This is a genomic window from Sphingomonas olei (assembly GCF_045369765.1).
Taxonomy (GTDB): domain Bacteria; phylum Pseudomonadota; class Alphaproteobacteria; order Sphingomonadales; family Sphingomonadaceae; genus Sphingomonas; species Sphingomonas panaciterrae.
Genome location: NZ_JBIQEU010000008.1, coordinates 52,890 through 70,792, shown reverse-complemented (window position 1 = coordinate 70,792; position 17,903 = coordinate 52,890). Strand labels below are relative to the sequence as shown.

Here is a 17,903-nt window from a genome sequence, read left to right as displayed (position 1 = left end):
GTGCCCGCGACACGGCCGCGCGGGGGCGGCCGGCAACAGGGAAGCCGCGCCTACGCGGCCATGGTGAACGGTTCGAGCCCGGCGAGCCGCGTGCGCACCGGCGGCACCGGGATCGCCCGCGGGGCCAGACCGCGCACGGCGTCGGCAATCGCCTTGATATGCGCCGGCGTCGAACCGCAGCAGCCGCCCAGCACGTTGACCTGCCCCGCGTCGGCCCATTCCCGGACCAGCCCGGCGGTCGTCTCCGGCGCCTCGTCATAGGCACCCAGTTCGTTGGGCAGGCCGGCGTTGGGATAGACCATGATCAGCGTGTCGCAGATCTCGCTCAGCGTCTTCACATGCGGGCGAAGCTGCTGCGCGCCGAACGAGCAATTCAGCCCGATCGTCACTGGCTTCGCATGGCGCACGGCGTGCCAGAACGCCTCCACCGTATGGCCCGACAGATTGCGACCCGACAGATCGGTCAGCGTCATCGACAGCATGATCGGCACGTCGCGCCCGATCGCGGCGCCCGCCTCCTGCGCGGCCATCACGCCGGCCTTGGCGTTCAGCGTGTCGAACACCGTCTCGATCAGGATGAAGTCCGCCCCGCCCTCGATCAGCGCATCGGCCTGTTCGCGATACACCTGCTTCAGATAGTCGAAGTCGATCTCGCGAAAGCCGGGGTCGTTGACGTCGGGCGACAGCGACAGCGTCTTGTTGGTCGGCCCGATCGCGCCGGCGACGAAGCGGCGGCGGCCGTCACGCGCGGCATATTCGTCAGCGATACGGCGCGCCATGGCGGCGCTTTCGACGTTGATCTCGCGCACCAGATTCTCGGCGCCATAATCGGCCTGGCTGATGCGATTGGCCGAGAAGGTGTTGGTTTCCGCGATATCGGCCCCCGCCTCGAAATAGGCGCGGTGGATCGATTCGGGCACCTCCGGCTTGGTCAGCGCGAGGATGTCGTTGTTGCCCTTCTGGTCATGGCCAAGGCCAAGCGTGCCGGCATAATCCGCCTCCGACAGCTTCCAGTTCTGGATCTCGGTGCCGAATGCCCCGTCGGTGACGAGGATACGCTCGCGCGCGGCATCGAGCAGGGCTTCGCGGGCGCCCTCGGGCGCAAGACTGGCGTGGCTGGGCATGAAGCGCAGCATATAAAGATATCTTTATATGTTCAAGCCAGGTGGTCAGAGCCTTTCATCAGGCACGATCACGCGGCGGCCGTCGGCGCGTGCGAGCACCTCCACCCCAACCCCATAAGCCGCGGCGAGGTGCGCATGCGTCATCACCCTGTCGGTGGCGCCATGCGCGAGCACGCGGCCGTCCTTCAGCAGCAGCACCTCGTCGGCGATCGCGGCGGCCTGGGTCAGGTCGTGCAGCACGACGACGACGCCCATCCCGCGCGTCGCCGCATCCCGCAGCAGCGCCAGCGTCTCGAGTTGGTGCAGCGGATCGAGGCTGGCGAGCGGCTCATCGGCGAGCAGCCAGCGCGGCTCGCCGGCCAGCACCCGCGCGAGCAATACACGCGCGCGTTCCCCACCCGACAGGCTGCGCACCGCGCACTCGGCCAGATCGATGGTGTGCGTGGCCGCAAGCGCCCGCTCCACGGCCGCCGCGTCGCCGTCGCCGTGCGGCAGGCGGCCGAGCGCGACCAGATCGCGCACACGCATGTCCCAATGCACCACCGAATCCTGCGGCAGGTAGCCGATCGCCTTGGCGCGCTCGCGCGGCGACAGCGCGGCGACATCGACGCCGTCGATGCTGACCGCGCCACCCTCCACCTGCACCAGCGCGGCGGCGGCGCGCAGCAGCGTGCTCTTGCCCGCGCCATTGGCGCCCAGCACCACCGTCACCCGGCCGAACGCGAAGGCAGCGTCGACGCCGTGAAGGATTCGCCGCCGCCCGAGCGTAACGGCCAGATCGCGGGAGATCAGCCCCATGACCGCCCCCGCTCACCCAGCAGTAGGGCGAGGAAGAAAGGCGCGCCGATCAGCGCCATGGCGACGCCCAGCCGCACCTCACCCGCACCGGGCACCAGCCGGCAGAGCGTATCCGCACCGAGCACCAGCGCCGCCCCCCCCAATGCGCTCGGCACCAGCAGCGCAGAGGGCCGCGCCCCGACCAGCGGGCGCAGCAGATGCGGCACGACCAGCCCGACGAAGCCGATCACGCCGGTCACTGCGACACCGGCGCCGACCGCCAGCCCCGTTCCCGCGATGACCAGCGCCTGCAAGCGCCTGAGGTCCACCCCCAGCGATCGCGCGGCATCGCTGCCCAGCGTGAGCGCGTCGAGGCTGCGCCCGGTCAGGAGCAGCAGCACCGCGCCGGCCAGCATGAAGGGTGCGGCATGGGCCAGATCGGCGAAGCTGCGATCGGTCAGCGCGCCCATCAGCCAGTCGAGCACCTCGGCCACGACATAAGGATTGGGCGCGATCGAGATGAGAAAGGCGGTAAGCGCCGCAGCGAGGCTGGCCAGCACCGATCCCGCCAGCACGAAGGCGGCCGGGCTCTCGGCGCGCCAGGTGAGCGCGGCGAGCAACGCCATCGCCCCGATCGCCGCCGCCATTGCCGCAGCGAACACGCCCCATTGGCTCGCCACCCCCAGCACCAGCGCGGCGACCGCGCCCAGCGCCGCGGCGGAGGACACGCCCAGCACGCCGGGGTCGGCGAGCGGGTTGCGCAGCCATCCCTGAAGCACCGCGCCCGACAGGCCAAGCACCGCGCCAAGCACCGTCGCCAGCAACGCGCGCGGCAGCCGCAGTTCGGCGATGATCATCCAGCGCGGATCGCCCGACCACCAGGCGTCCAGCGGCACCCACGCCTTGCCCGCCATCAGCGAGCCGGCGAACAGCAAGAGGACGAGCAGCAGCAGGGCGGCGTTCAGCGGCACGCGGCTCATGCGCCAAGGCTCCGGCGGATTGCGGCAAGCCGCTCCAGCGCAGGCGCGATCGTCGGCCCGCCGCAATTGACGAGCGTGCGGGGGAAGGACGCCTCGCGGGTCGCTGCGCCGCTCGCCGCGAGCAACCGGCGACGCATCGTCGCGGTGCGCCCGCCAGCGTCGGGGGACAGGATCGCCGCGGGTGGATCGGCAACGATCGTCTCCACCGGCAACCGCCCGGTCATCGCCAGGCCGTAATCGGCGGCGGCATCGCGCAGCCCGACGTGGCCCATCATCTCGTGCAGCAGCGTGCCGTCACCATTGGCAAGGTCGCCGCCGATGAACAGCAAGGCGGACGGGCCGGGCCCGTCGCCACGTGTCGCTGCCAGCGCGCCGGCGATTCGCGCGTCGAGCGCTCCGCCCCGCCGCGTTGCGCCGACAGCGGCGGCGACCTCGGCGATCTGCGCGCGGCTGGCGGCGATCGTCGTGGGGGAATCGAGGTACAGGGTCCGCAGCCCCGCGCGCTCAAACGCCGCGCGGGTCGCGGGCGGCGTGAAGCTGCTCGCGATGACCAGATCGGGCGCGAGCGCGATCACCTCCTCCGCCGTTCCTGCGGTGGCGCGAAACTGGCGCGCCACGTCGAGCGGGAGCGAGGTGGCGCGGGGATCCTGCGAATAATGGCTGATCGCGGCGATCCGCTGCGGCGGCACCAGCGCGAGCAGCAACTGGTCCGCGCACGGGTTGAGCGAGACGATCCCGCCACCCCGCTCGCCAACGCGCGCCGGCGCCGCGCCGGAACAGCCGGCGAGCAACAGCGCAAGGAGCAGGATCAGCCGCATCGATCGTCAGCCTACCGCCCCCGTCCCCGCCCCGTCGCGATCAAAATGAGCGCGATGGGGCGGGAGCGGGCGCGGTGACGCCTCAGTCCAGCTTCACGCGCAGGCCGCCATAGGCCGCGCGCCCGATCGTGCCGTAATTGGCGACCACGCGGTAATCGGCGTCGAACACATTCTCGACCCGGCCATAGATCGACAGGCGGTCATTCAGCGGCAGCTCGACCCGCAGGTTCGCCAGCGTATAGCCGTCGAGCCGAACGCGATTGGCCGCATCGTCGAAACTGTCGCCTACGGTCAGCACGGTCGCGCCCAGCGCCAGCCCGAAGGGGAAACGATAATCGGCCGACACGCTGACGCTGTCCGCCGGCCGGCGCGCCAGATCGTTGCCGACCAGCCCGGCGCTGCGGTTCTCGCTGTCGACATGGGTATAGGCGGCGTTGATGGTGAAGCGATCGACCGGGCGCATCAGCAGCGCGAACTCGGCGCCCTTGGCGCGCGTGCGCGCGATGTTGCTGTAGGTGAAGGTCAGCGCGTCGAAATCGATCTGGTTGCGCGTGTGGCGATTGAAATAGGTCGCGCTGGCAACCAGCCGGTCGTCGATCAGCCGCTGCTCGATCCCTGCGTCCCAGCTCTTCGCGGTTTCCGGGTCGAGCGTCGGCGTGCCGTAGAAGGGCGCATACAGCTGGTACAAGGTCGGCGCCTTGAACCCCTCGGCATAGCTGGCGCGCAGCGTCGTGCCGGTGGGCAGCGTATAGGCGGCATTGGCGGCAAAGGTGGTGCGCCCGCCAAAGGCATCGTCATCGTCGTGGCGCACGCCCCCGGTGATGGCGAGTCCCGCGACCGGCGTCAGGATCACTTCGCCCCACACGCTCGTCGTGCCGCGGCTGAACCGGTCGGTGGCATCGGCAAGGCGGGTCGTCTCATGCTCCGCGCCCAGCACGACGCGGATCTGGTCCGTCGCCTGCAGATCGCCCTTGTAGGTGTAGCGTTCGCTGCGCCCGCGCGACAGGAACAATGGCGCGGCGCCGACATCGGGGTCGTAATTGTCGCGGTCGATATCGGCGATCTGGAACGCCAGCACGTTGCGGAACCGGCCGTCGAGGAAATCGGCGTTCAGCCCGGCATAGCCGTACAATTCCTGCGCCGTGGAATATTCGCGCGTATCGGCAAAGGCGAAGGCGGGCGCGGGAAAGCCGTCGAGGTCGGTACGGCTGTCCGCCCAATACCCACGCAGGTCGAGCCGGATGTTGGGCGCGAACGCCACTTCCACCCGGCCACTGGCGCCATATTGGCGATAGCCGTCCCGCTCGATGCCGCGATCATAAGCGGAAATGCCGTCAGTGCGCAGGTACCCGCCGGTGAGCGCACCGGAGACGATCCCGCTGCCGCCCGAAATGCCGCCGCTGGCGAACAGCGTATCCATCGCGCCATATTCGACATTGCCGCGCGCGCGCAGCTGCTGCGTCGGCGCCTGGGTGATCACGTTGACGACACCGCCGATCGCCTGGCTGCCCCAGGGCACCGAATTGGGCCCGCGCACCACCTCGACCCGCTCGACCGAGGCGGTGAGCAGATTGGCGAAATCGAACGCACCGCCGGGCGAGGAGGGGTCGTTGACGCGTACGCCGTCGATCAGCGTCAGCGTCTGGTCGGCCTCCGCGCCGCGGATGCGCACGTAATTGACCGTGCCCACCCCGCCGTTGCGAGTCATCGTCACGCCCGGCGTCGTCTGCAACAGGTCGCTCAGCACCACCGTCTGCCGCTGTTCGATCGTCTCGCGGTCGATGATCGTCACCGCCTGGCCGGTGGTGTCGACATCCTGCGGCACGCCGCTGGCCGTCACCACGATATCGCCGCGCGGCGGCGCTTCCTGTGGCCCCTCCTGCGCCAACGCAGGTGCGGCGATCAGGGTGGCGGATGCCGCCAGCCAATGCATGGTCTTCATTGTTCTTGCCCCAACAAAAGGGCTGCGGCCGGCGCCTTGCACAGCGCCGCCGGTCAGCCGATCCCTCTTGTCGTTCGCTCGAGGGTTTCGGCCTCGTCCGCCCGGCACACCCCGTCCGCGCGATGGATCGACGTGCGACCGGCAGGTCTCCTGGCTCTCGGTTCACCGTGCCGCCCGGCCTTCCCGGAAGCCTCAAGCCTCCAGTGGCGCGGATGGGCGACACTCGCCGATCACAGTTGCGGGGGCAGCGCGGGATCAGGCTGTTGGCCCTTCCCGACTTCCCTTTTCATCCCGTCTCCGGGAACCGTTCGCGGCCGCGCCCCTAGGATCAGCGGCCGGGGCGCGTCAATATTCGACGCCCTTTTGCGCGTTGAAGCCGGCGTTGAACGGGTGCTTCACCTCCCCGAATTCGGTGACCAGATCGGCGATTTCGACCAGCTCTGCCCGCGCGCCGCGCCCGGTGATGCAGATATGCTTGGTCAGCGGCCGCTCCTTCAGGAACGCCAGCACCTCCGCCGACGGCAGCGTATCGTCGGCAAGCACGATGTTGAGTTCGTCGAGGATCACGAAGTCGATCTCGGGATCGAGGATCAGTTCCTTCGCCCGCTCCCAGCCGCGGCGCGCCGCGGCGATGTCGCGCGCACGATCCTGCGTGTCCCAGGTGAACCCCTCCCCCATGCTTTCGAAGCTGACGAGGTCGGACGGGTGGTCGGTGAAGAAGTTGCGCTCGCCGGTTTCCCACGTGCCCTTCACGAACTGCAGGATCGCCACGCGCATCCCCCAGCCGACCGAGCGGATCGCCATGCCGAAGGCGGCGGAGGACTTCCCCTTGCCGTTGCCGGTGTGGACGATCAGCAGCCCGCGCTCCAGCGTGCGGCGCGCCTGCATCTTGTCGCGCGCCACCTTCATGCGGCGCATCCGTTCATTGTGCCGGGCGTGATCGTCGGGTGCGTCGGTCATCCGCGCGCTATCGTCATGTGCCGCGCAGCTGGCAACCGCCGGCTCATTTCGCCGCGGCAGGCGCCTTCTTGTAGGGCACGAAATCGCCGAGCACGACGAAGCCGCGCGGGATGCGCGACGTGCGATCGAGCAGCTGGAGCGAATCGGTCCGGCACAATTGCGGGCCGGCCCAGCGGTTCAGCAGCGCGTCGAAATCGTTGAGCTGGTCAGCGCCGGTCTGCGGCTCGTTGAGATACAGGGTGCTGCCGACGCGGTAGATGATCGCTTTCTTGTCGATGATCTGCGTTGACGTGATCGCGGTGGTGCTGATGCAGCGCACCGGCTCCCCAGCGACGCGCCCGGCGAGCGCCTTTTGCAATTGCACCTCCGGCGTGTCGCGCGGGGCTGCGGTGGCGGGAGCGGCCAGCACGGCCGCGGCGAGAAGGGCGGGTGCAAACATCTTCATGCGACAAGGCTGCGCCCGGCTTGCTGAACGCACGCTGACCATCGACAGGCCGGCGGCAGCGCGATCAGCAGCGTGCGCAGACCTGTTTCGCCATCGGCGGCACGCCCTCGCCGTCCAGCGTCACCAGCGCGGCATTCAGGTGAAGGCTGGTGGTCGACAGCCCCAGCATGTCCGCCATGCGCAGCGCCTCGCGGACGACATCGATCAACGGCCGGCCGGCATCGGCATATAGGTCAGGGGAGCACAGGTCGGATTGCATGGCGCGCGCCCTAGCCGCGTCGGCACGGCGCGGGAACCCCGCGGGCGGTAAATACCGCCGGGCGGAACGTTCCACCGGCCAGGCTGCTCGATCGCCCGCACAGCAAAGCCCTCCCCTCACGGATGCGGATGACGGATAACCTGCATTGCACTCGCTCGGGCGCTGCCCCACATAGCCGGGTAACACACCAACGGGGCAACAATGGCTGATCCATATTCGACGCTCGGCGTAGCGCGTGGCGCCTCCGAGGCCGAGATCAAGAAAGCATATCGCAAGCTCGCAAAGGAGCTGCATCCCGACCGTAATCAGGACAATCCCAAGGCGGCGGAACGCTTCAGCCAGGTCACCAATGCCTATGACCTGCTGAGCGACAAGGACAAGCGCGCCCGGTTCGACCGCGGCGAGATCGATGCCGATGGCAATCCCACCTCGCCCTTCGGGGCGGGCTTTGGCGGCGGCGGCTTTGCCGGCGGGCGCTCCGCCGGCGGCGGTTTCCGCAGCGAGGATTTCGGCGGCGCCGAGGGCGTCGACATGTCCGACATCTTCGAAGGGCTGTTCGGCGGCCGCGCCGGCGGGGCTGGCGGCGGCTTTTCCAGCGGCTTCGGCCGGCGGCAGCGCACCGCGCCGCGTGGCGAGAATGTCGCCTATCGGCTGCGCGTCCCCTTCGTCGATGCCGCCGCGCTGGAGCCGCAGCGGATCACGCTGGCCGATGGCAAGACAATCGACCTGAAACTGCCGCCCGGCGTCGAGACGGGGACGCAGATGCGCCTGTCGGGCAAGGGTGAGCAGGGTCCGGGCGGCGCCGGCGATGCGATCGTCACGATCGACATCCAGCCGCACCGCTTCTTCACCCGCGATGGCGACGACGTTCGCCTCGACCTGCCGATCACCCTGGCGGAGGCGGTGAACGGCGGCCCGGTCAAGGTGCCGACGGTGCAGAAGCCGGTGATGCTGACCGTGCCCAAGGGATCGTCCTCGGGCCGCACGCTGCGGCTGAAGGGCAAGGGCTTTCACCGCAAGGACGGCACGCGCGGCGATCAGCTCGTCACGCTGATGATCCAGATTCCGGCCGACGATGCCGCGCTCGCGAGCTTCGTCGAGGGCTGGTCCGGCGGCGGGAACCCGCGCGCCGACATGGGCGTCTGACCTTTCCTACAGGATCGGGTCGTACAGCAACGGGGGCGATAGGTTGAGCGAGGAAGCGGGATCACTGACGCCGGAAGATCGCAAGCATCACGGCGCCGCCCGCACCAAGCTCGACCATCAGCTCGCCAAGGTCCGGCCCGGCAGCTACGCCTATGAAGTGGTGAAGCGCGCCTGCGTGGGCGTCTACAATGACGGGTTCATCCACGCTGGCAACCTTGCCTATCTGGCGCTGATGACGGTGTTCCCGTTCTTCATCGTCGCCGCCGCCGTGCTCGGCGCGCTGGGGCAGGATCAGGGCACGCGGCAGGCGGTGGAATCCTTCCTCCATGTCCTGCCGCCAGACGTCGCGAGCATCCTGCGCAAGCCGATAGCCGATGTGCTGGCGGCGCGCACCGGCGCCTTGCTGTGGCTGGGCGCGCTGATCGGCCTGTGGACGGTGGGCAGCTTCGTCGAGGCGATCCGCGAGATCTTCCGCCGCGCCTATGGCACGCGCAGTTCGCAGTCGCTGTGGCGGTCGCGCCTTGGCCTCACCTTCGGCATCGTCGTATCCGTCCTGCTCGCGCTGATCTCCTTCCTGGTGCAGGGCATCCTGACCGCGACGGAACAGTTCATCTACAATCTGCTGCCCTTCGCGCAGGACATTGCCCGCTGGGTCGGGCTCAGCCGCGCGATCCCGGGGGTCGTGATGTTCGGCGCCTTGTGGATGCTGTTCTACTTCGTGACGCCGTCCAAATATCGGTATTCGGGCAATCGCGTGTGGCCCGGCGCGCTGTTCACCACCGCCTGGTGGGTGGGCATGACGGCGGGCCTGCCCTTGGTCTTGTCCAACCTTGGCGGTTATGACCTGACCTACGGCAGCCTGGCGGGGGTGGTAGTCATGCTGCTGTTCTTCTATCTGATCGGTCTTGGTCTCGTCTTTGGCGCCCATCTCAACGCGGCGCTGGCGGAACCACCGGAGAACGGGCTAGAGGGAGTCCCCCCGGTTTCGGAAGCAAGGGCAACGACGTGAATGGATTGATGGCGGGCAAGCGTGGGCTCATCATGGGCCTGGCCAATGATAAGTCGCTTGCCTGGGGGATTGCGCAGAAGCTGGCGCAGGCAGGCGCGGACCTTGCCTTTTCCTACCAGGGTGAATCGCTGGCGAAGCGGGTGCGCCCGCTCGCCGAGCAGCTCGGCTCCAGCCGGCTGATCGATTGCGACGTGTCCGACATGGCCGCGCTCGACGCGGCGTTCGATGAACTGGCGCAGGACTGGCCGACGATCGATTTCGTCGTCCATGCGATCGGCTTTTCGGACAAGAACGAGCTGCGCGGCAAATATGTCGACACCAGCCTCGAAAACTTCCTGATGACCATGAACATCTCCGCCTACAGCTTCGTCGCGGTGGCGAAGCGTGCACGCGCGATGATGCCCGAGGGCGGCAGCCTGCTGACGCTGAGCTATTATGGCGCGGAAAAGGTCGTCCCCCATTATAACGTGATGGGCGTGGCCAAGGCGGCGCTGGAAACGAGCGTGAAATATCTCGCCACCGATCTCGGGCCGGAGAACATCCGCGTCAACGCGATCAGCGCCGGCCCGATCAAGACGCTGGCGGCCAGCGGGATCGGCGATTTCCGCTACATCCTGAAGTGGAACGAGCTGAATTCCCCGATGCGTCGCAACGTCACAATCGACGACGTCGGCGGCGCCGGCCTCTACCTACTGTCCGATCTGGCGAGCGGCGTGACGGGCGAGATCCACCATGTCGACGCCGGCTATAATGTGATCGGCATGAAGGCCGAGGACGCGCCCGACATCGCGCTGTCGTAACGCCGTGACCATCGCGATCCGCCCGGCCGCCGGCGGCGATGTCGCCGCGATCGATGCACTGCTGCGCACCAGCTTCCCCTATCCGGAGGAGGCCGATCTGGTGCGTGACCTGTGCATCGCGGGCGACATGGTGCTGACGCTGATCGCGCATGACGAGGATGCCGACGCGCTGGCCGGCGCGATCGTATTCAGCCGGATGGACGTGACGGTCGCGGGCAAGCAGGTGCCCGCCGTTGCCCTCGCCCCGCTCGCCGTTGCGCCCGCCTACCGCCGGCAGGGCGTGGCGGAGGCGCTGGTCCAGGCAGCGCATGAACAGCTGGAAAGCGCGGGCGTGGTGCTGAGCTTCGCGCTGGGCGATCCCGCCTTCTACAACCGATTCGGCTATGACGCCGCGGTCGCGCGCAATTTCGATTCCCCTTACGCAGGGGACAATTTCATGGCGCTGCCGCTGCAGGGCGGGCTGACGCCGTGCGGCGTGCGCGAGGCGGCGCACCATGCCCCCGCCTTTGCGCGACTGGGGGCGCAATGAGCTTCAACACCTTTGGCCGGATGTTCCGCTTCACCACCTGGGGCGAATCGCACGGGCCGGCGCTGGGCGCGGTGGTCGACGGCTGCCCGCCGGGTATCGGCTTGAGCGAAGCCGATATCCAGCCGTGGCTCGACAAGCGGCGCCCCGGCACCTCGCGCTTCACCACCCAGCGGCGCGAGCCCGATCAGGTCCGTATCCTCTCGGGCGTGTTCGAGGGCCGCACCACCGGCACCCCGATCAGCCTGATGATCGAGAATGTCGACCAGCGGTCGAAGGATTATTCGGAGGTCGCGCTCGCCTATCGTCCGGGTCACGCCGATTACGCCTATGACGCAAAATACGGCTTTCGCGATTATCGCGGCGGCGGTCGGTCCTCGGCGCGCGAGACGGCGGCGCGGGTAGCGGCGGGCGCAGTGGCGCGCGCGGTGATCCCCGGCGTTCGGATCCGCGCCTGGGTCGAGGCGATCGGCGGCGATGCGATCGACCCCGCCGCATTCGATGATGCGCAGATCGATGCCAATCCGTTCTTCTGTCCCGATGCCGCCGCCGCGGCGCGCTGGGAGCAGAAGGTTGATGCCGCGCGCAAGGCTGGCTCCTCGCTGGGCGCGGTGGTGGCGTGCGAGGCAACGGGCGTTCCCGCCGGCTGGGGCGCGCCACTTTATGCCAAGCTCGACAGCGAGCTTGCCGCCGCGATCATGTCGATCAACGCGGTAAAGGGCGTGGAAATCGGTGACGGCTTCGCGGCCGCCGCTCTGTCGGGCGAGGAAAACGCGGATCCGATGCGTCCCGGTGAGGGCGGGCCCTTGTTCCTGGCCAATCATGCGGGCGGCATCGCCGGCGGGATCGCCACTGGCCAGCCGATCCGGGTACGCGCCGCGTTCAAGCCGACCAGTTCGATCCTCACCCCCGTGGATACGATCAACCGCGACGGCGAAGCCGCGCAGATCGCCACCCGCGGCCGCCATGATCCATGCGTCGGCATTCGCGGCGTACCGGTGGTGGAGGCGATGGTGACACTGGTCCTCGCCGACCAGTTCCTGATGCATCGGGGACAAACAGGCGCCGACATCTGAGTTTAGTTTTCAGCACCGACAATGGTCGCCCAACGCCGTTATTCGGCGCCTCCGGGATGAATTGAGCCGAATCCTGCGACGACTCGAAGAACTTTCCGTGATCCCGTGCATTCTACTCTCAGCACTTAAGAACAGCAGGAGAGTATGACATGAAGTATTTTGGCCTCGTTGCCGCTGCTGCGCTTGTCGTCCCCACGGTCGCCGTGGCGCAGACCGCCCCCACCGCGCCGCAGTCGGCGCCGGGCAGCACGACCACGCAGGGTGACACCACCGGCACGACAATGACCGAAGACAGCACGACGACGCCGTCGACCCGAACGCCGACGTCGCCATCGACCACGCAGTCGACGATGGATCCGAATGATCCGACGGGCACGACGACCAGCCCGACCGCTGATCCGTCGACCACCCAACCCACGGTGCCGCCGCGCGGCTAATCGCCCCACGGCGCATTACGGACGGGGCCCGGCAGCAACCCTGCCGGGCCCCAGTCGTTTGGGGCTTCCGCCCTTTGTCTCCCCCTCCCCCGCGAGATCATCGTTCATGCGTCTTGCCGCGACCGTCAGTGTCACGCTGATCGCCCTTTCCACCGCCGCTCTGGCCCAGATGATCGACCCGGCGCGCCAGCATGCTTCCAGCCCGGCCGTCACTGCGCCGCGCACCGCAGCGCTACCGGTCCCCGCGCCACTGCATGGCCAAGCCGCCGGGGAACGCCGCACCCAGCCGCGTTAACCAATAAGTGTTCGATCATCGGACACTGACTCCGATCGCGCACTGAATCAGCAGGCGCGCACGACCACCTGATCCGGTACAGCCCGCGCATGGCGTTCCCCCGTCGGACCGGACAAGACTGATCATGACCGTCGCGCTGCACCCGAGCGAGCGCGCGGCGCTGCGCCGTCGGCGCGCACCCGATCCATGGCGCCTGTGGCGAGAGGCGGCGGTGATCGCCGTGCCGATCACGCTGGTCCTGGCAGCACTGATGGCGGCGGCACTCGCCTGGTCGGGGGCGTTCGCGCTGGGGGGTGGCACACCGCCCCAGACACGCACCGCTGGCAGCCCCGCACAGTCCTCCCCCGGCAGCGGGACGACCGGCACGGCGCCGCTTCCCGCCGAACCCGCCGGCCGCCTGATGCCCGCCTCCACGGCTGCCACCGGGGTCACCCCCGCCGCGCCGTTCAGCCTGCGCAGCGCCAGCGCGCTTGACCGCGCGCGCGCCACCGAATGCCTCACCGCCGCGCTTTATTACGAGGCGGTGTCGGAGCCGGATGACGGGCTGCGCGCCGTCGCGCAGGTGGTGCTGAACCGGGTGCGTCACCCCGCCTTCCCGGCCAGCGTGTGCGGCGTCGTCTATCAGGGCGTCGAGCGGGGCCAGGGCGGCTGCCAGTTCAGCTTCGCCTGCGACGGCGCAACGACGCGCGTGCCGGTGCGGTCCGGCTGGGCGCGCGCGGCGCGGGTCGCGGCGGCGGCGCTCGGCGGCTATGTCTATGCGCCGGTTGGCCTGGCGACGCATTACCACACCTATGCCGTGACCCCGGCGTGGAACCGGACGCTGGTGATGACCGACGTGGTCGGCGCGCATTTCTTTCACCGCTGGAAGGGGTTCTGGGGCACCGCCGCGGCCTTTCACCAGCGTTATGCCGGGTCCGAGCCGGCGCTGGGCCCTGCCCCCAGGCTCGCGACGCCGGTGATCGCGCTCAACCATCCGGTGGCGGTGGCCCCGCTCACACCGGCGGCGATCCCGGCAACGCAGGTGCAGCCCGCCTTTCGCGACAGCGGCACGCCGCTGAAGCCTGAGGCGGCGCCGGCGCCCGCGCCCGAATCGCAGATCCTCGACCGGTGGAAGAACAGCGGCAAGCCGCTGCGCTGAGCGGCAGCCCGCTTATTCCATGCCGATGCGGATCGCCGCGGCCGCCACGAAGGGCGCACCGGCAACCAGCAGCAGGCTGACCGCGCCGAGCAGCTTCAGCCCGCCCGCCCCGCCATCGATCGCCCCCGCGCCAAAGATCAGCAGCGGAATGGCGAGCGGCAGCAGCACCAGCCCGGAGATCGCCCCCGCGCCGCGCAGCCCCGCCGTCAGAGCACCCGTCGCCACCGCCAGCGCGGCCAGCCCCGGCGTGCCGATCACCAGCCCCGCCTCCACCAGCAACAACGTCTCACCGTCCACCCCCATCAGCCCGGCGACGATCAGCGCGGCGACCATCACCGTCGGCGCAAAGGCGAGCCAATGCCCCAGCATCTTCGCCGCCGCTGCCGCCGCCAGCGACTGACCGCGCACCGCGAGCTGATCGAATATGCCGGCCTCCAGATCGGGCGCGATCAGGCGGTCGACCGGCAGCAGCGCCGCCAGCAGCGCCGCCGCCCAGATCACCCCGCCGCCGATGCGCGACAGCAATGCAGCGTCCGGCCCGATGGCGAAGGGGAAAAGGATCGCGACCAGCAGGAAGAAACCCACCGTCATCGCCGCCCCCCCGCCGGCATAGCCCCGCCGCGCCTCGCGCAGCACCAGCGCGATCACGCCGCCATCTCGCAATGGGCGGCGAGGTCGAGCATGGCGGCATGGGCAAGGTCGAGCGGCTGGTGAGTCGCGACCACCACGATCCCGCCGCCCGCGCGATGGAGTGCCATCGCGGTTTCGAGCAGCGCGATCGATCTTGTGTCGAGGCCGGTAGCGGGCTCATCGAGCAGCCAGATCGGTGCCTGCGTGGCGATCACTCGCGCCAGCGCCGCGCGCCGTCGCTGGCCGGTCGACAGCATCCGCACCGGAATGTCCGCCAGGTCATCAAGTGCCACCATCGCCAGCGCCTGCGCGACCCGCTCGCCAGGCGCGGGCAAGGCATCGAGCCGCGCCCACAGCAACAGCGCCTCGCTCAGCCGGCGCTCGGGATCGAGCGCACTCGCCTCGCCCAGCAGCGCCAGCCGACCGCCAGCCGCAACCGATCCGGCAAAGGGCGGGAGCAGGCCGGCGGCGAGCCGCAGCAGGCTGGATTTGCCACAGCCATTAGCCCCCGTCACCAGCGCCGCGCCGCCTGCCGCAAGGCTCAGCGATACGCCCGCGAACAACAGCCGCCCGCCGCGGCGACAGGCGACATCCTCCAGCGCCAGCGACGCGCTCAATCGCTCACCGCGTCCTCGAGCGCGTGCATGTCATCGTCGCTGAGGCCGAAATGATGTCCGATCTCATGGATCGTGACATGCGCCACCAGATCGTCGAGCCGCACGCCCGTCTCGCACCATTCCGCCAGGATCGCATGGCGGTAGAGGTGGATGCGATCGGGCGCCGCGCCGCTGTCGAACGCCGATTTCTCGCCGACCGGCCGCCCATGGTACACACCGGTCAGCTCCAGCGGATGCTCCAGCCCCAGGCTTGCGAGCGTCTCCTCATCCGCCTCCTCCTCGACCAGCAGCACCACGTCGCCCAGATGCGCGCGAAAGGCAGGGGGCAGCCGGTCGATCACGCCAAGGGCATGGTGTTCGATCGCTGCCAGCGAGGGCGGTTCGCCCGGAAGCTCTTGTCCGCTCATGCCGCCCGCCATAGGCGTTGCGCCTTGGATGCGACAAGCTTTTGGGAGCGCAGCGATGGTCGATCAATTGAGCGAAGCCGAACGCGCAGAGGCGCTCGATGCCCTGCCCGACTGGGATTATGACGAGGGTCGCGATGCGATCAGCCGGTCGATCGTGTTCACCGATTTCGCCGAGGCGTTCGGATTCATGACCCAGGTCGCGCTGATCGCGGAGCGCGCGGATCACCATCCCGAATGGACCAACGTTTGGAACCGCGTCGAAATCACGCTGACCACGCATGATGCGGGCGGCCTGTCGGCGCGCGACGTCGACCTCGCCACCGCGATCGATTCGATCCTGGACGGCTGATCCATGATCCTTCTCGCCATCACGCTTCAGGCCGCCTCGCTCGGCGCCACCAACTATGCCGCCGACGCGCCGATGACGGTGCCGACCAGCCAGCCCAGCTTCGCGGACGAATTCGACGGCAAGACGGTCGATTCCGCCAAATGGTCCTATGACACCTCGTACAATGCCAGGGGCTGGTTCAACAACGAGCTGCAATATTATGCCGCCGATCGCTCGAAAAACGCGCGGATCGAGGATGGCGCGTTGGTGATCGAGGCACATGCCGAAGTGGCGGACAAGGCGCGCTTCCCCGATACCGGCGGGCAGCGCTACACCTCGACAAAGCTGATCGCGAAGAAGCGGCTCGGCTATGGCTTCTACGAGATCCGCGCAAAACTGCCGTGCGGGCGCGGGGCGTGGCCGGCGATCTGGATGCTGCCGATCGGCGACAAATGGCCCGATGGCGGTGAGATCGACATCATGGAGATGGTCGGCTGGGATCCCAATGTGATCCACGCCACGCTCCACACCGGCGCGTTCAATCACAACAAGGGCACGCAGCGCGGCGCGCAGCGGACCGTGCCCGACGCCTGCACCGCCTTTCACAATTACCAGCTCGATTGGCAGCCTGACACGATCACCATCGGCATCGACGGCCGCGCGGTGATGCAGGTGCGCAACGACCAGCCCGGCGGCGCGGCGGCATGGCCCTTCACCACGCCGTACGACCTGATCCTGAACCTTGCGGTCGGCGGCGACTGGGGCGGCAAGATGGGCGTCGACGACGCGGTGTTTCCGCAGCGCATGACCGTGGATTACGTGCGCCACTGGGCGCGACAATAGGCTCCGGCGGCTGGGGCGAGCGCCAGCCTCGCCTCAGCGGCGGCTGCGCACGCCCAGCATCGCCAGCCCGCCGGCAAGCGTCAGCGCCGCCAGCACCAGCAGCACCGCGCTGAAATCGCGCGGGGTGGCGAGCATCCAGGCGAGCAGCGGCCCGAGCAGCGCGGGAAGCGTGTTGGTGAGGTTGAGCAGCCCCAGGTCACGCCCGCGATGCGCCGGGGTGGGCAGCAACTGCATGGCAAAGGCGGCGTGCAGCGCCAGGAACACCGCGGACCCGATCGCATAAGCGACAAAGGCGATCGCCGCCCAGCGCCAGTCGGGCGCCACCGCCATGCCGGCAAGCCCGATCGCCGCCAGCACCGCGCCGCCCACCAGCGCCGGCTTGCGCCGCGCCGACCGGTCCGACGCACGGCCCGCAAGCAACGCCACCGGCAGCGACAGGACGAAGCCCACCGTCAGCAATTGCCCGACGCCCGGCGCCAGCGCCGCGGCGGGGACCGTCGGCATGATGCTCTGGAAGTAGTAAAGGAGGTAAAGCGACAGCGCGTTGCCGGCGACCTGCACCAGCAGCCGCGCGGCAAAGGAAATGACGATGTCCTGTCGCCGCATCATGACCACGCCGACCGGCGGTGGCGGCTGCGCGGCGATCCGCGCCCGGGTCACCAGCAGCGGGGTGACCGCCGCGCCGGTGATCGCTGCGACGATCGCCAGCCGCATCCCCTCGCTCGCCCACGCCAGCCCGACCAGCATCGCCGACACGGCGGACGCGGTCGGCACCGCCGCCGCCAGCAGGCCGCCCGCAACTCCCTTTTGCGCGTCGGGCACCTCGTCCGCCATGATCGCCAGCAGCGGCCCGAGCAGCGCGTTGACCGCTGCCTGGAACAATCCCACCGCCAGCATGATCGCCCACGGCGTCTGGGCCAGCACGATGCCGGCGAAGGATGCCGGCGTCGCGACCAGCCCGAAGGCAATCCAGCGCCGCCGCCCGCCGCCGCGCGCCACGGAGCGGTCGCTCAGCCAGCCGAACAGGATGTTGGAGGCGCTGGCGACGATCGCGCCGACGATCACGATGGCACTGAACAGCCCGATCCGCGCCTCGCCCGCGATCAGTTCGATCTTCAGCGGCAGCAGCAGCGCGAGCAGCGGCTGGTACGCGATGACGCCGCCCGCATTGGCCAGCGCAAACACCAGCAGGAAGCCGGCCGATCGCCGTTCCCCCGGCGTCAAGATGCGCGTTTGAATCATCAGATCCGCACGATTGTGCGCTTCTCCAAAAAACCGGGGCAATTGCGCCACAGGATCGCGACCCGAAAACAACGACGTGCACATTAAGCACGATCGCAGACAAA

The 17,903-nt window shown here is 68.9% G+C and carries 21 protein-coding genes and 1 riboswitch; of the genes, 9 read left to right on the top strand and 12 right to left on the bottom strand.

Translation table 11 applies throughout. The annotated features are described in order from the left end of the window. Positions 1–50: 50 nt before the first annotated feature. The 8 genes from ACH0BU_RS10750 to ACH0BU_RS10715 form a co-directional block, all read right to left on the bottom strand. Positions 51–1,124, bottom strand: coding sequence for a homocysteine S-methyltransferase family protein (locus ACH0BU_RS10750; protein ID WP_136452175.1), 1,074 nt, complete (start codon positions 1,122–1,124; stop codon positions 51–53). 45 nt (positions 1,125–1,169) lie between these two features. Beyond that, positions 1,170–1,922: an ABC transporter ATP-binding protein gene (locus ACH0BU_RS10745; RefSeq protein WP_296218210.1), complete on the bottom strand. Its 753-nt coding sequence runs from the start codon at positions 1,920–1,922 to the stop codon at positions 1,170–1,172. After that, the gene (locus ACH0BU_RS10740) at positions 1,913–2,881 is read right to left on the bottom strand and encodes a FecCD family ABC transporter permease (RefSeq protein WP_046409802.1); all 969 of its coding nucleotides are present in this window, start codon (positions 2,879–2,881) and stop codon (positions 1,913–1,915) included. The genes ACH0BU_RS10745 and ACH0BU_RS10740 overlap by 10 nt, the downstream gene beginning before the upstream one ends. Further along, positions 2,878–3,699: an ABC transporter substrate-binding protein gene (locus ACH0BU_RS10735; protein ID WP_296218206.1), complete on the bottom strand. Its 822-nt coding sequence runs from the start codon at positions 3,697–3,699 to the stop codon at positions 2,878–2,880. The genes ACH0BU_RS10740 and ACH0BU_RS10735 overlap by 4 nt, the downstream gene beginning before the upstream one ends. Positions 3,700–3,781: 82 nt before the next feature. Then, positions 3,782–5,641, bottom strand: coding sequence for a TonB-dependent receptor plug domain-containing protein (locus ACH0BU_RS10730; RefSeq protein WP_296218204.1), 1,860 nt, complete (start codon positions 5,639–5,641; stop codon positions 3,782–3,784). Between the two features lie 122 nt (positions 5,642–5,763). Beyond that, a riboswitch (cobalamin riboswitch) is annotated at positions 5,764–5,965 on the bottom strand. Positions 5,966–5,986: 21 nt separating this feature from the next. Continuing rightward, positions 5,987–6,601, bottom strand: a complete 615-nt coding sequence (cobO, locus tag ACH0BU_RS10725) for a cob(I)yrinic acid a,c-diamide adenosyltransferase (protein ID WP_296218201.1) — start codon at positions 6,599–6,601, stop codon at positions 5,987–5,989. Between the two features lie 43 nt (positions 6,602–6,644). Continuing rightward, positions 6,645–7,046, bottom strand: a complete 402-nt coding sequence (locus ACH0BU_RS10720; RefSeq protein ID WP_296218199.1) for a hypothetical protein — start codon at positions 7,044–7,046, stop codon at positions 6,645–6,647. A 64-nt stretch (positions 7,047–7,110) separates the two neighbouring features. After that, entirely contained in the window at positions 7,111–7,305 is a 195-nt protein-coding gene (locus tag ACH0BU_RS10715; protein ID WP_296218197.1) for a hypothetical protein, read from the bottom strand. A gap of 201 nt (positions 7,306–7,506) precedes the next feature. Between ACH0BU_RS10715 and ACH0BU_RS10710 the strand changes: the two genes are divergently transcribed. The 7 genes from ACH0BU_RS10710 (at position 7,507) to ACH0BU_RS10680 (ending at position 13,732) form a co-directional block, all read left to right on the top strand. Continuing rightward, the gene (locus ACH0BU_RS10710; RefSeq protein WP_296218196.1) at positions 7,507–8,451 is read left to right on the top strand and encodes a DnaJ C-terminal domain-containing protein; all 945 of its coding nucleotides are present in this window, start codon (positions 7,507–7,509) and stop codon (positions 8,449–8,451) included. 43 nt (positions 8,452–8,494) lie between these two features. Continuing rightward, positions 8,495–9,460 carry a YihY/virulence factor BrkB family protein gene (locus tag ACH0BU_RS10705; RefSeq protein WP_046409791.1) on the top strand — a complete coding sequence of 322 codons (966 nt, stop codon included), beginning with the start codon at positions 8,495–8,497 and terminating at the stop codon, positions 9,458–9,460. Then, entirely contained in the window at positions 9,457–10,260 is an 804-nt protein-coding gene (gene fabI, locus ACH0BU_RS10700; RefSeq protein WP_296218192.1) for an enoyl-ACP reductase FabI, read from the top strand. Before ACH0BU_RS10705 ends, fabI begins: the two co-directional genes overlap by 4 nt. A 4-nt stretch (positions 10,261–10,264) precedes the next feature. After that, a complete protein-coding gene (locus tag ACH0BU_RS10695; RefSeq protein WP_296218190.1) occupies positions 10,265–10,789 on the top strand; it encodes a GNAT family N-acetyltransferase in 525 nt (174 codons plus the stop codon). Further along, positions 10,786–11,862, top strand: a complete 1,077-nt coding sequence (aroC, locus tag ACH0BU_RS10690) for a chorismate synthase (RefSeq protein WP_296218188.1) — start codon at positions 10,786–10,788, stop codon at positions 11,860–11,862. Before ACH0BU_RS10695 ends, aroC begins: the two co-directional genes overlap by 4 nt. Positions 11,863–12,011: 149 nt before the next feature. Beyond that, positions 12,012–12,299 carry a hypothetical protein gene (locus tag ACH0BU_RS10685; protein WP_046409785.1) on the top strand — a complete coding sequence of 96 codons (288 nt, stop codon included), beginning with the start codon at positions 12,012–12,014 and terminating at the stop codon, positions 12,297–12,299. Positions 12,300–12,718: 419 nt separating this feature from the next. Beyond that, entirely contained in the window at positions 12,719–13,732 is a 1,014-nt protein-coding gene (locus tag ACH0BU_RS10680) for a cell wall hydrolase (protein WP_125945904.1), read from the top strand. 12 nt (positions 13,733–13,744) lie between these two features. Here ACH0BU_RS10680 and ACH0BU_RS10675 read toward each other — a convergent pair whose 3' ends face one another. Genes ACH0BU_RS10675 through ACH0BU_RS10665 form a run of 3 tightly spaced genes read right to left on the bottom strand, consistent with a single transcriptional unit; the run spans position 13,745 to position 15,386 of the window. Next, on the bottom strand, positions 13,745–14,380 hold the full coding sequence (locus ACH0BU_RS10675) for a heme exporter protein CcmB (RefSeq protein ID WP_125945945.1): 636 nt from the start codon (positions 14,378–14,380) through the stop codon (positions 13,745–13,747). Continuing rightward, positions 14,377–14,979, bottom strand: a complete 603-nt coding sequence (gene ccmA, locus ACH0BU_RS10670) for a heme ABC exporter ATP-binding protein CcmA (RefSeq protein ID WP_296218183.1) — start codon at positions 14,977–14,979, stop codon at positions 14,377–14,379. Before ccmA ends, ACH0BU_RS10675 begins: the two co-directional genes overlap by 4 nt. Then, positions 14,976–15,386, bottom strand: coding sequence for a metallopeptidase family protein (locus tag ACH0BU_RS10665; RefSeq protein ID WP_296218180.1), 411 nt, complete (start codon positions 15,384–15,386; stop codon positions 14,976–14,978). Before ACH0BU_RS10665 ends, ccmA begins: the two co-directional genes overlap by 4 nt. Before the next feature lie 55 nt (positions 15,387–15,441). On the opposite strand from ACH0BU_RS10665, the gene ACH0BU_RS10660 reads away from it, so the two are divergent. Both ACH0BU_RS10660 and ACH0BU_RS10655 read left to right on the top strand, forming a co-directional pair. After that, positions 15,442–15,735 (top strand): 4a-hydroxytetrahydrobiopterin dehydratase, encoded by a 294-nt coding sequence (locus tag ACH0BU_RS10660; RefSeq protein WP_046409773.1) that lies wholly within the window; start codon positions 15,442–15,444, stop codon positions 15,733–15,735. A gap of 3 nt (positions 15,736–15,738) precedes the next feature. Beyond that, complete coding sequence (locus tag ACH0BU_RS10655) at positions 15,739–16,557, top strand: glycoside hydrolase family 16 protein (RefSeq protein ID WP_296218175.1); 819 nt, start codon at positions 15,739–15,741, stop codon at positions 16,555–16,557. A 33-nt stretch (positions 16,558–16,590) separates the two neighbouring features. Here ACH0BU_RS10655 and ACH0BU_RS10650 read toward each other — a convergent pair whose 3' ends face one another. Further along, on the bottom strand, positions 16,591–17,799 hold the full coding sequence (locus ACH0BU_RS10650; RefSeq protein ID WP_296218173.1) for an MFS transporter: 1,209 nt from the start codon (positions 17,797–17,799) through the stop codon (positions 16,591–16,593). Positions 17,800–17,903: the final 104 nt, after the last annotated feature.